Below are 15790 nucleotides of genomic sequence, written 5' to 3' on the forward strand. Positions count from 1 at the left end.
ACCCTACCCGGCCTCCCTGTACGGACCCTGTGACGACGGGCGTCAGGCCGGCGCCCGCCGCATGCTCGCGATGAGGCGGTCGACCCGCTCGTCGGCAGCGACGAACGGATCCTTGCACAGCACCGTGCGCTGGGCCTGGTCGTTGAGCTTGAGGTGCACCCAGTCGACCGTGTAGTCGCTCCGGGCGTCCTGGGCCGCCCGGATGAAGTCGCCGCGGAGCTTGGCCCGGGTCGTCTGCGGCGGCACTGACTTGGCCCGGAACACCTCGGGGTCGGTGGTCACCCGCGCCGCGGCGCCACGTCGCTCCAGCAGCGAGAACAGCCCTCGGTCGCGGCGGATGTCGTGGTACGCGAGATCGAGCTGGGCGATCCGGGCGTCGCCGAACGACAGCGCATGCTTGGCCGAGTAGCGATCCAGCAGGGTGTACTTGATCGCCCAGTCGATCTCGGTGTCGATCAGCTCCAGCTTGTCCTCAGCCACGGCGCGCAGGGTGCGCTCCCACAGGTCCAGCACCCGGTCGACGGTCGGGGTCCGCAGGCCTTGGCGGCGGGTGTACTCCGCCACCTTCTCGTAGTACTCGGTCTGCAGCTCCAGGGCCGACACCCGGCGACCGTTGGCCAGCGCCACCTTGACCTGTCCGGTGCGGTCGCGGGACATGTCGCGGATGGCCCGGATCGGGTTCTCCAGGGTGAAGTCGCGCATCGACACGCCGGCCTCGATCAGCCGTAGCACCAGCTCGGCGCTGCCGACCTTGAGCAAGGTGGTGGTCTCGCTCATGTTGGAGTCGCCGACGATGACGTGCAGCCGGCGGTAGCGCTCGGGGTCGGCGTGCGGCTCGTCGCGGGTGTTGATGATCGGCCGACTGCGGGTGGTGGCCGAGGACACGCTCTCCCAGATGTGCTCGGCCCGCTGGCTGATGGAGTATTCCGCGCCCCGGGGGGTGTGCAGCACCTTGCCGGCACCACAGATGAGCTGGCGCGAGACCAGGAACGGCACCAGCACGTCGGTGATCTTGGCGAAGTCGCCGATCCGGGAGATCAGGTAGTTCTCGTGGCAGCCGTAGGAGTTGCCGTGGCTGTCGGTGTTGTTCTTGAACAGATAGATGTCGCCGCTGATGCCCTCACTGGCCAGCCGGGTCTCCGCGTCGACGATCAGGTCCTCCAGGATCCGCTCGCCGGCCCGGTCGTGGTTGATCAGCTGGACCAGGTCGTCGCACTCGGCGGTGGCGTACTCGGGGTGCGAGCCCACGTCCAGATAGATCCGTGAGCCGTTACGGAGGAACACGTTGCTGCTGCGGCCCCAGGTGACGACCCGACGGAACAGGTAGCGGGCCACCTCGTCCGGGGTCAGCCGCCGCGTGCCCCCGGAGGTGCATGCCACGCCGTACTCAGTCTCGAGGCCGAAGATCCGACGATCCACCGTGCTCCTCTCGTCCTGCTCCGGCCCCGCGATGGGCCCGGAGTCACTCCGACCGGCTGATCAGGTCGAGCAGCTCGCCGAGCTCCTCGGAGGTGAGGTCGCGCAACGTGCCTACTTTGAGGTTACCCAGGCGGACCGGGCCGATACCGATCCTCGACAGCCGCCGCACCGGGTGACCAACCGCTTCCATCGTACGGCGGACGATCCGGTTGCGGCCCTCGTGCAAGGTGATGCGGACCATGCTGCGTTCGCCGCTGACCGAGACCAGCTTGACCGACGACGGCACCACCGGTCCGTCCTCCAAGGTGATGCCGGCCTTGAGCCGGCGGATGGTGGCCGGGTTGACCACCCCCGACACCTCAGCCAGATAGGTCTTGGGGACCTCGAACGACGGGTGCGCGAGCTTGTGCCCGAAGTCCCCGTCGTTGGTCAGGATGAGCAGGCCCTCGGTGTCGGTGTCGAGCCGGCCGACGTGGAAGAGCCGCTCCTTGCGCTGCAGCAGATATTCGGCCAGGGTCGGGCGCCCCTCGGGGTCGTCCATGGTCGAGACCACACCGCGCGGCTTGTTGAAGACCACGTAGACGTGGCGGCGCGGCGGCGGGATCCGGGAGCCGTCCACCCGGACGACATCGCGCTCGGGATCGACCCGCAGCCCCTGCTCGGTGACGATGGCGCCGTTCACCTCCACCCGGCCCTCGTGGATCAGGTTCTCGCTGGCACGCCGGGAGGCGATGCCCGCCGCCGCGAGCACCTTCTGCAACCGGATGCCCGTCTCGTTCTCCTCGGTACTGCTCATTGTGGATCCTCGTTCTCTGGTGCGCTCGCGCGCATCTGCGGTTCGGTCGTGCTGGGGTTGTCGGTGGTGCTGGGGTCGCCGGGCTCGCTGGCATCTTCGGGCTCGCTGGAGCCGTCGGGTGCGCCAGGCGCTCCTCCATCATCGTCGCTCGGCTGCTCGGAGTCCGCATCGTCGGTGGGCAGGGCCGGCGCGGCCTCGGCGATCACCGCGAGCTGGCTGAGCTCGGCCTCCAGCTCGTCCACCTCGGGCAGGTGCGGCGCGAGCTCCGGCAGCTCGTCCAGCGAGCTCAGCCCCATCCGCTCCAGGAAATAGCTGGTGGTCCGGAAGACGATCGCGCCGGACTCGCCGTCGGTGCCGGCTTCCTCCAGCAGGCCGCGGGCCAGCAGGGTACGGATGACGCCGTCCACACTGACCCCGCGGATCGCGGCGATCCGGCTCCGTGAGATGGGCTGCTGGTACGCCACCACGGCCAGGGTCTCCAGCGCCGCCTGCGACAGCCGGGACTGCTGTCCCTCCAGGACGTAGGCGCTGATCACGTCCGCATGCTCCTCGCGGGTGTAGTAGCGCCAGCCCTCGCCCACATGCCGCAGCTCGAACCCCCGACCGGTCTCGTCATAGAACGCGACCAGCTCGGCCAGGCACGCAGACACGTCCTCGACCGGTACGTCGAGTGCCTGGGCCAGGCTGACCTCGCTGATCGGGTCCTCGGCGAGCAGCAGCAAGGCCTCGACCGCACCGGAGATGTCCTTGGCCGTCGCCGCGGTGTCCAGGCTTGGCAGCGGCTGGGCGGCGTCCTCAGTCATCGAGGGCCTGCCCCGCCGGAGGCTGATCCGGCTCGCTGTGGCCCGCCGGACTCTGCTCCGGCTCATTTCGGCCCGCCGGACTCTGGTCCGCTGCGGTCGGGGTCTGGTCGAACTCGTCGGAGATGGTGACCTCCTGGTCGTCGGAGCCGGTCCAGCGGATGAGCAGCCGGCCGAGCGGGGTGTCCTGCTCGAAGGTGACAGCACCTTCGCGGAACAGCTCGAGCAGGGCGAGGAAGCGGCACACCGTGGTCACCTTGTCCGGTGAGTCACCGGACAGCTCGGCGAATGTCAGCGAGCCACGGCGGCGCAGCTTGTCCACCACGACCACGGCCTGGTCGCGGACGTTGACCGCAGGTGCGTGCAGGTGGGCCAGCGAGACTACGTCGGCGACCTTGGGCGCCAGCGCCTTGGCAGCCAGCGCCGCGAACCGTTGCGGGGTGAGGGTGATCCGCACTTCCGGCAGCAGCGCTGCGTAGCGCGGCTCCAGGCCCACCTGCCGCGGATGGCGGCGCGCCTGCGCCTCCAGCCGAGTGCCGAGGTAGGCCGCGACAGCCTTGAACGCGCGGTACTGCAGCAGCCGGGCGAACAGTAGGTCGCGGGCGTCCAGCAGCGCGAGGTCCTCTGGGTCCTCCACCTCGCCGGACGGGATCAGCCGGGCTGCCTTCAGGTCCAGCAGGGTCGCCGCCACCAGCACGAACTGGCTGGTCTGGTCCAGGTCCCAGGCGGCCCCGGCGGCCTTGATGTGGGCGATGAACTCGTCGGTGACCTTGGACAGCGCCACCTCCGTGATGTCCATCTTGTGCCGGGAGATGAGCTGCAGCAGCAGGTCGAAGGGACCCTCGAAGTTGACCAGATGGACATTGAACGGCACTGTCGGCTCCCGCTCGGCGCCGGCCACCGGGCGGCTCGAGCCGGCGCCCATCAGCGGCGAGACGGTGCCGACCTCAGCGGAGGACACGGTCACGGTGTGGTCGCCGAGGAGGGTGGCGACAGCCGCCGCACCAGCTCGGAGTCCGCACCGCGTTCGGCCAGGTCAGCCAGCGCCACCGCGATGGCTTCGCGGACGATGCGGCCACGGTCGACCGCCATGGCGTGCTCGGCCCGCAGCGTCAGCCTGGCCTGCTCCAGCGCCAGCAGCTCATCGCTGCTGACGTACACGGTGATCTTCTCGTCGTGCCGGACCCGACCGGACCCGGTCGCCGGAGCACCGCGCCGGCCACGACTCGGCCCCTCGGACTGGTCGACCGACTGCGGACCGGCGTCCGGCTCCGTATGGACGGGGACCGGCTCTGCGGTCGGTCCGGGGTTGCGGACGAGATCGTCGGCGGCGTGGGTGGACCGGAACAGCTCCGATGCACCCGGCAGGCTCACCCGACGCGGCACCGGGCCAGCACCTCACGCGCGAGCGAACGGTACGCCTCGGCTCCCGGGGAGGAGCTGGCGTAGGTGGTGATCGGCTCGCCGGCCACGGTGGTCTCCGGGAACTTGACGGTCCGCCGGATGACGGTGTGGAAGACGGTCTCGCCGAAGGCCTGGACGACGCGCTCGAGCACCTCCCGGCTGTGCAGGGTCCGCGGGTCGTACATGGTGCCGAGGATTCCCATGATCTCGAGCTGGGGGTTGAGCCGCTCCTGCACCTTGGCGATGGTGTCGGTCAGCAGGGCGATACCGCGCAGCGCGAAGAACTCGCACTCCAGCGGCATGATCACCCGGTCGGCGGCGGTCAGGGCGTTGATGGTGAGCAGTCCCAGGGACGGCGCGCAGTCGATCAGGATGACGTCGTAGCGGGACCGCACCTTCTCCAGCACCCGCAGCAGGGTCTGTTCGCGCGCCACCTCCGAGACCAGCTGCACCTCGGCCGCCGAGAGGTCGATGTTGCTGGGCAACAGGTCGAGGCCCTCGACGCTGGTCTCGGTGATCACGTCGTCGACGGAGACGTCGCGGGCCAGCAACAGGTTGTAGATGCTCACCTCGAGGGTGTGCGGGTTGACGCCCAGCCCGACCGACAGCGACCCCTGCGGGTCGAAGTCGACCAGCAGCACCCGACGCCCGGTCTCCACCAGCGCGGCGCCCAGGTTGATGGTGCTGGTCGTCTTGCCGACGCCACCCTTCTGGTTGCACATCGCCACGATCATCGCGGGGCCGTGCTCGGTGACCGGCGCCGGCGGCGGCAGGTCGGGCCACGGTCGTCCGGTCGGCCCGATCTCCGGGTTCGGCTGGACGGCGGCGGCCGGGTGCGGCTTGCGGACCATCGGCTGCTCGGCCGGGCCCAGCAGGCTGTCCTGGTGCGAGTCGCGGCCAGCGTCCGCCTCTATCCCGGTGCCCGGCATCGGACCCGCGTCCCCCGCCGCCGCATCGATCGGCTCGTGCGCCTTCTCCACGCGTACTCCTCCTTCGGTCACCATCTCGGTGGTCGTCACGCCGCAGCCTAGTACGCGCGTGGGTGGGACGTCAGATACACCTCGCGCAGGTGGTCCACGGTGACCAGGGTGTAGATCTGCGTCGTCGTCACCGACGCGTGACCCAACAGCTCCTGCACCACGCGCACGTCGGCGCCGCCGTCGAGCAGATGGGTGGCGAACGAGTGCCGCAGTGTGTGCGGGGACACCTCGACGGCGATCCCGGCCCGCTCGGCGGTGGTCTGCAGGATCTCCCAGGCGCTCTGCCGCGACAGCCGACTGCCCCGGGTGTTGAGGAACAGCGCCGGGGTCCCCCGCCCGCGTTCGGCCAACACCGGTCGGCCCCGCACCAGATACGCCTCGACCGCGCGACGCGCGTAGGAGCCGAGCGGGACGATCCGCTCCTTGTTGCCCTTGCCCAGCAGCCGCAGCGCCGCCGGGGTGTCGTCGCCGACGGGCTCACCCACGAGTCGCGCGACGTCGTCGACGTCCAGGACGGTCAGCTCCGAGATCCGGGCACCGGTGCCGTACAGCAGCTCCAGCAGGGCCAGGTCACGCAGCCCGGTCGGGGTCTCGGCGTCCGGTACCGCCAGCAGCGCCTGGACCTGGTCCAGGGCCAGCGCCTTGGGCAGCCGACGCGGTGGCTGCGGCGGCTGCACCCCGGCGGCCGGGTCGGCGACGGCGAGCTGCTCCTCGACCGCGAACCGGTGCAGGCTGCGGACGGCGACCACGGCCCGGGCCACGCTGGCACTGGCCAGCGGACGGCGGAGCCACCGGCCAGGCTCGGCCGGGTCCGGTACGCCCTCGCGCAGGGCGACGGCGTACTCCACCACCAGGGCAGGGGTGACGGCGTCGATGTCGGTCACGTCATGGTCGGCGAGGAATGCGACGTAGCGCTGCAGGTCACGCCGGTACGCCGATGCCGTGTGCCGCGACACCCCCCGCTCCACGCTCAGGTGGTCCAGATAGGTCGTCACGACGCCGGCCAGCGCGGTCAGGCCAGCACCTCGAGCAGGGTGCGGTGCGGCAGACCGTGTGCCGTGGCGACCGGCTCCGAGGTCAGCTCGCCGGCGTGGGTGTTCAGCCCGAGTGCGAGCGCGGGATCGGCGCGCAGCGCGTCCCGCCAGCCGAGCTCGGCCAGACTCATCGCATACGGCAGCGTCACGTTGGTGAGCGCGTAGGTCGAGGTGTGTGGCACCGCGCCCGGCATGTTGGCCACGCAGTAGAAGACCGAGTCGTGCACGGCGTAGGTCGGGGCGTCGTGGGTGGTCGGCCGCGAGTCCTCGAAGCAGCCGCCCTGGTCGATCGAGATGTCGACCAGCACACTGCCCGACCGCATCCGCGAGACCAGCTCGTTGCTGACCAGGGTCGGCGCCTTGGCCCCGGGCACCAGCACCGCACCGATCACCAGATCGGCGTCGAGCACCGCCCGCTCCAGCTCGAAGACATTCGAGGCGATGGTCTGCAGGTGACCACGATAGATCTGGTCGGCCTGCCGCAGCTTCTCCAGGTTCTTGTCCAACAGCAGCACCTGGGCCTGCATGCCGAGCGCGATGGAGGCCGCGTTCATGCCCGACACCCCGGCTCCGATCACCACGACCTTGGCCGGGTGCACGCCGGGCACCCCGCCCATCAGCGTGCCGCGACCGCCGCCCTGCCGCATCAGGTGGTACGCCCCCACCTGCGGCGCCAGCCGGCCGGCGACCTCCGACATCGGCGCCAGCAGCGGCAGCGAGCCGTCCGCGGCCTGCACGGTCTCGTACGCCACTCCGGTGACGCCGGCCCGCAGCAGCGCGTCGGTGCAGTCACGGCTGGCAGCAAGGTGCAGGTAGGTGAACAGGACCTGGCCGGCGCGCATCCGCGGATACTCCTCGGCGATCGGCTCCTTCACCTTGAGCACCAGCTCGGCCTCAGCCCAGACGGCGTCCGCGTCAGCCACGATCCGTGCGCCCGCGGCCAGGTACTCGTCGTCCCGGATGGCGGAACCGAGCCCGGCCCCGCTCTGCACCAGGACCGTGTGGCCGTGCCGGCTCAGCTCGTGCACGCCGGACGGGGTGATCGCGACCCGGTACTCGTGGTTCTTGACCTCGGTCGGAACTCCTACCAGCATCCGTACTCCTTCGCCGCTTCCGATTCGTCATGCCGAGGCCGGCCCCGACGCGGTGCCCGACGGCCGTGAGGCCATGGCGAGAGCATAGACCTGCGCTCAGCCGGCCTGGCCGGTCAGCCGGCGCTCCGCCTCCCGGGCGGGCCACGGCGCGTCGGCCGGGCGCAGCGCGTCCAGTCCCCCGCGGTGCAGTGCGGTCCAGGTGGCCAGCACGCCGCTGATCAGCAGCGGGTTGTGCAGCCGGCCGGCCAGCACCGCGTCGACCACATCCGCCAGCGGCGCCCACACCACGTCCATGTCGGCCTCCTCGCCGGCCAGCACGAACCCGTCGGGGGCGGCCACGGGGCGCAGACCGCGGGCCAGGAAGATCCGCAATGACTCCGAGGCCATCCCCGGCGAGCTGAAGACGTCGACCAGCACCCGCCAGTCATCGGCGGCCAGGCCCACCTCCTCGGCCAGCTCGCGCTGCGCGCCGAGGACGTACGCCTCCCCCTCGACGTCCAGCAACCCGGCGGGCGGTTCGACCAGCTTGTGCCGCACCGGATGCCGATACTGCCGGACCAGGGCGAGGCGCTGATCGTCGTCCAAGGCGATCACCCCGACAGCACCGGGATGCCGCAGATACTGGCGGGTGACCTGCTGCTGGTCGGGGCCGAGCAGCCGGTCCGCCACATAGGTGGTGATCGCGCCGGCGGCGAGGTCCTCCGACACCAGCACCGGCCAGCCCATCGCGGTGTCGACCAGCTCGTCGGGTGTGAGAACCTTCATCGCTTGGTGCCCACGTCGACCGGCAACCGGGTGGACAGCTTGCGGTCCAGCGCGGCCTCGACCAGCCCGGCGAACAGCGGGTGCGGCTTGGTCGGACGCGACTTCAGCTCGGGGTGCGCCTGGGTGGCCACGAAATAGGGGTGCACGTCGTCCGGCAGCTCGACGAACTCGACCAGGGTGGAGTCCGGGGACGTGCCGCTGATCACCAGCCCGGCCTCCTCCAGCTGGGCCCGGTAGCCGTTGTTCACCTCGTAGCGGTGCCGGTGGCGTTCGGTCACGGTGGTGGAGCCGTACCGCTTGGCCACCACGGAACCGGGCACCAGCTCGGCCGGATAGGACCCGAGCCGCATGGATCCGCCGAGGTCGCCGCCGTCGAGGATGGCCACCTGCTCGGCCATGGTCGCGATCACCGGGTGGGCCGCGTTCGGCGTGAACTCCGAGGAGTCGGCACCCTCGAGCCCGGCCAGGTCGCGGGCGACCTCGATCACCATGCACTGCAGCCCCAGGCAGAGCCCCAGGATCGGCACCGCATTCTCGCGGGCGTAGCGGACGGCACCGACCTTGCCCTCCACGCCGCGGATGCCGAATCCACCCGGGATGCAGATGCCGTCGACGTCGTGCAGGTTGCGGGCGGCGCCTTCTGCGGTCTCGCAGTCGTCCGAGGGCACCCAGCGCACCAGCACCTTGGCGTGGTTGGCGAACCCACCGGCGCGCAGCGCCTCGACCACCGATAGATAGGCGTCGGGCAGCTCGACGTACTTGCCGACCAGGGCGATGGTCACCTCCTCCTTCGGGTTGTGCACCCGTTCCAGCAGGTCGTTCCAGACCGTCCAGTCGACGTCGCGGAACCGCAGGTCGAGCCGGCGCACCACGTACGCGTCCAGGCCCTCCTCGTGCAGCATCTTCGGCAGGTCGTAGATGCTGGGCACGTCGGTGTTCTCGATCACAGCCTCGGTGTCGACGTCACACATCAGCGAGATCTTGCGCTTGACGTTGTCGGGGATGGGCCGGTCGGAGCGGCAGACGATGGCGTCCGGCTGGATGCCGACCTGGCGAAGCGCGGCGACCGAGTGCTGGGTCGGCTTGGTCTTCAGCTCGCCGCTCGGACCGATGTAGGGCAGCAGTGACACGTGCAGGAAGAAGACGTTCTCCCGGCCGACGTCGTGGCGCACCTGGCGGGCCGCCTCGAGGAAGGGCAGCGACTCGATGTCGCCGACCGTGCCGCCGATCTCGTGGATCACCACGTCGATGTCGTCGCCGCCCATGGCGAGCATCTCGTCCTTGATCTCGTTGGTGATGTGCGGGATGACCTGCACCGTGTCACCGAGATAGTCGCCGCGCCGTTCCTTGGCGATCACCGAGGAATAGACCTTGCCGGTGGTGACGTTGGCCTCGGCCGACAGGTTCACGTCGAGGAAGCGCTCATAGTGGCCGACGTCGAGGTCCGTCTCCGCCCCGTCCTCGGTCACGAAGACCTCGCCGTGCTGGAACGGGTTCATGGTGCCGGGATCCACATTGAGATAGGGATCCAGCTTCTGCATGGTCACGTGGAGACCACGAGCCACCAGGAGACTGCCGAGACTCGAGGCCGTCAACCCCTTGCCGAGTGAAGAGGCGACGCCGCCCGTGACGAACAGATGCTTGGTGATTTTCTCGCGAGTACCCACGGGCTCTCAGCCTATAGCGGATCGACCCGATCCCCTACCCGGACGCGCGGTCGACGGTGGCGCGCGCTGCCAGATATGCCTGCTCGACGTCCGCGGCGACCTCATCCTCGTCCGGCCAGCCGGCGGCCTGACGCCGCCCGGCCGCGGCCAGGGCCTCCCGGGAGACGGGGTCGTCGGCCAGTCGCGCCACGGCCGCGGCGGCTGCGTCGACGTCCCCGAGCGGCACCAGCAGCGCGGCATCACCGACCAGCTCCTCGATCCCGCCGACCCGGGTGCTGACCAGCGGAACGCCGGCCAGCAGGGCTTCTTGGGCCACCAGGGCGCGCGCTTCCCAGGTCGAGGTCAGCAGCGCCACGTCCGCCGCGGCGAGCAGCGCAGCCATGTCGTCGCGGCGGCCGACGAGGTCGACCGGCAGGGCGTCGGCGGCGATCCGGGCCGCCAGCGTCTCGTGCAGCGGCCCGTCGCCGACCACGACGAACCGGAGGTCATGCCGGTGCCGCAGCGCCGCCGCCACCTCGAGCACCAGGTCGAGGTTCTTCTGCGGCGCGAGCCGACTGACGGTCAGGACCAGCACCTGGTCCTCAGCCACGCCGAGGCTGCGGCGCGTCGCGGCCACGTCCGCACCTGACGGGGCGAGCTCGGGGGCGGCGACCGGCCCCAGCCGGGCCGTCCGGGCCCCGAGCGAGCGGGCCACGGCGACCAGGTCGCTGCTGGCCCCGAGGGTCACCGCAGCCCGCCGGGCGAGATAGCGCTGACCGCGGAGCGCCAGCCAGGAGGCGACGGACGGGCGGAGACCGACCTTGCCGGGCGTGGCAGCTTTCTCCGCCGGGGGCGGCAGGATCGCGTTGTGCCAGCTGACGACCACCGGCGGCCCGCCGCCGGCGCAGACGAGGACCGCGAGCAACCCGGCCTTGTAGCCGTGGGCGTGCACGACGTCGGCCCGCCGCGCGCTGAGCAGCCGACGAAGCGGTCGGACCCGGATACCGGGGTCGGCGAAGTCCGGACCGTCGAACCGCTGGGCCCGACGGGTCAGCTCCGGACAGAGGATGTCGACCGTGTGCCCGCGAGCCACCAGCCGGGGCACCAGGCTGGCCACGTGCCGTCCGATGCCGCCGGTGCTGGCTGTCAGCAGCTGCACGACTCTCACGACGGGGTCCTCTCTGCGTCGGGGCTGACCATCCCCCGGCGCAGCGCCCAGATCTCCGCCAGCAGCCGGCGGTCTCCCACTGCCACGACCAGCACGTACACCGCGGTCACCGCCAGCCCGCAGACCACCGCGCCGAGCAGCGCAGCGGTCAGCGTGGCTTCGGCCAGCAGCGACGAGCCCCACCCCACCAGGCCACCGGCGACCAGGGCGGCACCCACACTGACCAGCAACGGCCGCCGCAACGCACGGCTCAGGGTGCCCGAGCGGCCGGCCAGCACCGAGCGGCCGAGCAGTGCCCAGCCGGTGACAGCGCCCACCACCATGCCGAGCGACATCGCGGCGGCCACCGCGACCACCACCCGGTCAGCGGGCAGCAGCAGGCTGGCCGCCACCCCGGCGAGGACGGTCCCCCAAGCCACCACGGTGGCGATGCCACTGTCGCGGGCCAGATGGGCGGCGAGCAGGGCGCGACTGGCCAACCCCAGCAGGGCGAACCCGAGGACGGCGGGGGCGAAGGCGGTGATCGGGTCGGACAGCGCCGCCGTACGCCCCGAGCCCGGCCCGAGCACGAACACCCGCGCCACCGGAACGGCAGTGCCGGCCAGCAGCGCGGACCCGAGCCCGGCCAGCACCACGACCAGAGGTCCGACGCTGCGGAGCACCCCGGCCAGGTGGTCGGGTCCCCGCTCCGCGGCCGCGCTGAGCCGAGGGAAGGCCAGCTGCAGCAGCGGGGCCACCAGGACCGCGTACGGCAGCAGGTAGATGGCGTTGGCCCAGGTGATCCGGGTCAGGGCTCCGGGGTCGTCGGTGGACCGGGCGGCCCAGATGGTCAGCAGCTGGCTGGCCTGCTGGACGATCAGGCCGGCGACGCCGGCCGCGGCGATCTGGAGCAACACCGGGCTGTCACCGGCGGCGAACCGCAGCCGCGGCCGCAGGGAGAGTCCGAGCCGGGCCAGTGGCACCAGCGTGCACAGCGCCAGCACGGCCACACCGGCGGTGGTCCCCCAGCCGAGGACGGCCACCGCCCGGCCGGGCACTGCGGCCGGGTCGTCGACGGCGCCGGCCGGGACCAGAGCCGCAAAGCTGAGGTAGGCGGTGATGACGACGACGCTGGACAGCAGCGGCGCTGTGGCCGCGGCCAGGAACCGGTGGTGGGCCTGCAGCACGCCGGCGCTCACCACCGCCAACCCGTAGAACCAGATCTGCGGCGCGAACATGACGAGCAACGCGGCCAGGGTGTCGGCGCCGCCCCGACAGCTCGGGGCGGCGAACACGTCGCCGTAGCGGCCGGCTCCCAGCAGGACCAGCGCCACCACCGGGGTGAGGACCAGGAGCGTCCAGGTGATCAGGGCCGAGCTGGTGCGGGTGGCGGCAGCGGTGCGGCCGCCGCCGACGTGGCGGGCCACCACCGGGATCACCACACCCGCCAGCACACCGCCGGCCACCACCTCGAACAGGATGTTGGGCAGCTGGTTGGCCGCGTTGTAGACGTCGCCGAGGCAGCTGTCACCGACGGTCTTGGAGAACACGACGGAGCGACCGAACCCGACGATCCGGGCCGCCAGGGTGAGTCCGGCTACGCCCAGGGCCACCGACCCGAGCCGGCCACCGGGGCCCAGGCTCATCGAGACATCCGCGGTGCGGACCGGCCCCAGCTGTCGACGCTCCGCAGCACCGGCGAACCATCGATCACGGCGGAGAAGCTGACCCGCTCGCTGGCCAGGTTGAGGGCGACCACCCCGGACAGGCCCAGCAGCCGAGCCCAGCGCGGCCAGCCACCGGCCGCAGCCACCGCCACCCCCGCTCCCAAGGCATTGGCGCCGCAGTCGCCGAGCATGGCGCGGCCGGCCAGGTCGGCCGGCAGCGAGCCCATCGCGGCACCCACGACGGCCGCCGAGCCCGAGCCCACCAACGGCAGCCCGAGCAGCGTGACCACCTTGGCGGCCCGGCCAGGTCGCAGGTCGCAGAGGTTGACCAGGTTCGCGGTACCGGCGACCAGTGCGGTGTCGACCCCGAGGTCCAGCAACCGGCCGGCCGCCGTCCCCGAGGTGCGGCCCCGGTCGAGCACCAGAGCGGCGGCGGCGGCGCTGGCGCCCACGCCGGCGATCTTGACCAGACCACTGGTCACCTCACCCGAACGCAGCGCCCGCAGGTGTCCGCGAAACCCCTTGGCCGCGCTGGAGCCGCACAGGTCGTCGTAGGCCCCGACCAGTCCGGACCCGGCGACGGCGAGCGCGGTGGCGGCGGCGCGGTGGTCGAACGGTCCAGCCAGCAGACCACCGAGGGCAGCTCCGACCGCCACCGGACCCTCGAGCAGGGTCACCGGTGCGCCGGCATGGTTGGTGCGCTGCCAGCGGGACCGCCAGCTCGCTCGGGTGTCCGCGGCCGCCGCAGGGACCGCCCGGCAGGGAGCGACGAACCGCTGCCCGAGGACCGCCAGCGCCGCCGAGGTCAGCGCCGCCGCCACCGGGGCCGGCACCCGCCGCCGGGGCGATTCGGACCGGCGCATCTAGCGCACCGGCAGGGTCGGCGCGGGCGAGTCCGCCTTGGTCAGCGCACCGTAGTTGCCCTGCCGGCCGAGCAGCTGCTCCTGGCCGGCGAGCACCACGGTGGTCACCCCACTCGGCAGATCAGCCACGTCGACGGTGCTGAGCTCCTCCACCGCGGTGGCGTCGTTGCGGGCCGCCATCACGTCGGTGCCCTCCAGACCAGTGCTGTTGGGGCCGGCCAGCACGACGCCGGTGGCGTAGCCGTTCAGTGCCAGCTGCGCCTGCACATGCGCGGCGGTCAGCTCGGGCGCCGGGCGCGTCTCGGCGGCCACGGCGGTGACGATGATGACCAGCTGCGCCTGGGCCGTCGAGTCATAGTCGACCGCCACCATGCCGGTACCGGCCAGGGCGTCGTAGAGGCCGTCGATCTCGCTGTCGCGGTCCGTCAGCATCTGGTCGGCGATGACCCGGCCGAGGGCCTTGCCGAAGACCGCCGGGGCGGTGGTGGAGTCGGTCAGCTCGAGCCGGGCCCGGTAGGGCTCGAGTGCCTCGATCAGCTCGGTGTCACGGCTGCCGTCGAACGCGGAGTCGTCGATCTTGGCCGTGCTGGTCACCGTGCCACCGGAGTCGCGGACCGCCTTGGTGATGGCGGCGGTGACGGGCGCCGGCGCGTCCGGCATGGTGACGATGGCGACCCGCCGCTCGGCCAGTGCCCCGGCGGTGATCAGCGTGCCGGCGCGTTCGGACCAGGCGTCACGGTAGTCGTCCAAGGCGTTGACCGAGTCCAGCTGGCTGCGCAGGTCCTGCACCTGCTTGCGGTCCTGCTCGGCCTGGGCCAGGATCCCCTCGTTGACGGGATCAGCGAACGTCACGCCGAGCACGATCCCCATCGACAGGGCCAGGAAGACCGCCATCAAGGAGACGATGTGGTAACGGAAGTTGATCAAGAGAATAGTTCCTTTATCCAGTAGAACAAGTCGCCCACCCGGGCGGCGATCAGGCTCCCGACCGCACCGCCGAGATCGGTGAACGCCATCGCCGTGGTCAGCGCCAGCAGCCCGGAGAGCACCAGCATCACCAGGTGCCAGCTCTTGATCTGGCTCCGATAGATCCGCGAGACTCCCTTGGCATCGACCAGCTTGGGCCCGACGCGCAGCCGGGTCAGGAAGGTCGACGCCATGCCGGAGCGTCCCTTGTCCAAGAACTCCACCAGGGAGGCATGAGTTCCCACGGCGACGAGCAACCGTGCGCCCTTCGAGTCGGCCAGCAGCATCGCGGCGTCCTCGCTGGTCCCCAGCGCCGGGAACACGACGGCTGTCAGGCCGAGTGCCTCGACCCGTTCGATCCCGGGTGCACGCCCGTCCCGGTAGGCGTGCACCACCAGCTCGGCGCCGCACTTCAGCGTGGCGTCGGAGCAGGAGTCCATGTCGCCGATGATCATGTCCGGCTTGTAGCCTGCCTCGATCAGAGCGTCTGCGCCACCGTCGACACCCATCAGCAGTGGCTTGTACTCGGAGATGTAGGGCCGCAGGGCATCCAGGTCGGAGCGGTAGTCGTAGCCGCGGACGACGATGAGCACGTGTCGGCCCTCGATCACCGTACGCACGTCGGGGACACCGACTCCCTCAAGCAGCAGCTCCTTCTCCTGCCGCAGGTATTCCATCGTGTTGTCGGCGAAGGCCTCGATCTGGTCCGACAGCCCCGCCCGGGCATCCTCCAGATGCTGCTCCAGCAGGTCGGTGGTCATCAAGGTGCCCTGCACCACCAGCGCACCCTCGTTGTCCAGCAGCCGCCCGCCGTCGACGGTCACCCGGTCGCCCTCGTGCAGCTCCTCGAACGCCCGCTCACCGACGTCGTCGATCAAGGCGATGCCGGCGTCCAACAAGATGCTGGGTCCCAGGTTGGGATAGCGTCCGGACACCGACGGCACCGCGTTGACCACCGCGCTGACCCCGGTCAGCACCAGGGCCTCGGCGCTGACCCGGTCCAGGTCGGAGTGATGGATGAGGGCGATCTCCCCCGGCCGCAGCCGCTTGGTGAGGTTCTTGGTACGGCGATCCAGGCGCAGCACACCACCGATCTCGGTGCTGGCGCGCCGGCGGCGCAGGGTGGGGAGTCTCATTTCGGGACCAATCCTCGCACGCAGCGCGCAGCCGGCACTCCGACCGACCTGCCGTGCCGCAGCACCGAACAGC

The 15790-nt window shown here is 71.2% G+C and carries 15 protein-coding genes; all 15 read right to left on the bottom strand.

The genetic code is table 11. The features are described 5' to 3' along the window. Positions 1–42 precede the first annotated feature (42 nt). The 15 genes from pafA to steA all read right to left on the bottom strand — a co-directional run bounded on the left by pafA (position 43) and on the right by steA (position 15717). The gene (gene pafA / locus AC1XX3_RS15435; RefSeq protein ID WP_483322017.1) at positions 43–1419 is read right to left on the bottom strand and encodes a Pup--protein ligase; all 1377 of its coding nucleotides are present in this window, start codon (positions 1417–1419) and stop codon (positions 43–45) included. 43 nt (positions 1420–1462) lie between these two features. Continuing rightward, entirely contained in the window at positions 1463–2215 is a 753-nt protein-coding gene (locus AC1XX3_RS15440) for a pseudouridine synthase (RefSeq protein ID WP_483322018.1), read from the bottom strand. Beyond that, positions 2212–3018, bottom strand: coding sequence for an SMC-Scp complex subunit ScpB (gene scpB, locus AC1XX3_RS15445; RefSeq protein WP_483322019.1), 807 nt, complete (start codon positions 3016–3018; stop codon positions 2212–2214). Before scpB ends, AC1XX3_RS15440 begins: the two co-directional genes overlap by 4 nt. Then, a complete protein-coding gene (locus AC1XX3_RS15450; RefSeq protein ID WP_483322123.1) occupies positions 3011–3940 on the bottom strand; it encodes a segregation and condensation protein A in 930 nt (309 codons plus the stop codon). Before AC1XX3_RS15450 ends, scpB begins: the two co-directional genes overlap by 8 nt. 38 nt (positions 3941–3978) lie before the next feature. Then, on the bottom strand, positions 3979–4401 hold the full coding sequence (locus AC1XX3_RS15455) for a hypothetical protein (RefSeq protein ID WP_483322020.1): 423 nt from the start codon (positions 4399–4401) through the stop codon (positions 3979–3981). Continuing rightward, positions 4386–5270, bottom strand: a complete 885-nt coding sequence (locus AC1XX3_RS15460; protein ID WP_483322124.1) for a ParA family protein — start codon at positions 5268–5270, stop codon at positions 4386–4388. The genes AC1XX3_RS15455 and AC1XX3_RS15460 overlap by 16 nt, the downstream gene beginning before the upstream one ends. Positions 5271–5446: 176 nt before the next feature. Continuing rightward, positions 5447–6415 carry a tyrosine recombinase gene (locus AC1XX3_RS15465; RefSeq protein WP_483322125.1) on the bottom strand — a complete coding sequence of 323 codons (969 nt, stop codon included), beginning with the start codon at positions 6413–6415 and terminating at the stop codon, positions 5447–5449. Then, positions 6412–7527: an alanine dehydrogenase gene (gene ald / locus AC1XX3_RS15470; protein ID WP_483322021.1), complete on the bottom strand. Its 1116-nt coding sequence runs from the start codon at positions 7525–7527 to the stop codon at positions 6412–6414. Before ald ends, AC1XX3_RS15465 begins: the two co-directional genes overlap by 4 nt. A gap of 96 nt (positions 7528–7623) precedes the next feature. Continuing rightward, on the bottom strand, positions 7624–8292 hold the full coding sequence (locus AC1XX3_RS15475) for an NUDIX domain-containing protein (protein WP_483322022.1): 669 nt from the start codon (positions 8290–8292) through the stop codon (positions 7624–7626). Next, positions 8289–9959, bottom strand: coding sequence for a CTP synthase (locus AC1XX3_RS15480; protein ID WP_483322023.1), 1671 nt, complete (start codon positions 9957–9959; stop codon positions 8289–8291). The genes AC1XX3_RS15475 and AC1XX3_RS15480 overlap by 4 nt, the downstream gene beginning before the upstream one ends. A 34-nt stretch (positions 9960–9993) precedes the next feature. Further along, on the bottom strand, positions 9994–11106 hold the full coding sequence (locus AC1XX3_RS15485) for a glycosyltransferase family 4 protein (protein WP_483322024.1): 1113 nt from the start codon (positions 11104–11106) through the stop codon (positions 9994–9996). Then, complete coding sequence (murJ, locus tag AC1XX3_RS15490) at positions 11103–12731, bottom strand: murein biosynthesis integral membrane protein MurJ (protein ID WP_483322025.1); 1629 nt, start codon at positions 12729–12731, stop codon at positions 11103–11105. The genes AC1XX3_RS15485 and murJ overlap by 4 nt, the downstream gene beginning before the upstream one ends. Continuing rightward, positions 12728–13615, bottom strand: a complete 888-nt coding sequence (locus tag AC1XX3_RS15495) for a hypothetical protein (RefSeq protein ID WP_483322026.1) — start codon at positions 13613–13615, stop codon at positions 12728–12730. Before AC1XX3_RS15495 ends, murJ begins: the two co-directional genes overlap by 4 nt. After that, entirely contained in the window at positions 13616–14542 is a 927-nt protein-coding gene (locus AC1XX3_RS15500) for a copper transporter (protein WP_483322027.1), read from the bottom strand. Next, positions 14539–15717, bottom strand: coding sequence for a putative cytokinetic ring protein SteA (gene steA, locus AC1XX3_RS15505; RefSeq protein WP_483322028.1), 1179 nt, complete (start codon positions 15715–15717; stop codon positions 14539–14541). Before steA ends, AC1XX3_RS15500 begins: the two co-directional genes overlap by 4 nt. Positions 15718–15790: the final 73 nt, after the last annotated feature.

The organism is Microlunatus sp. M237, from assembly GCF_056896895.1.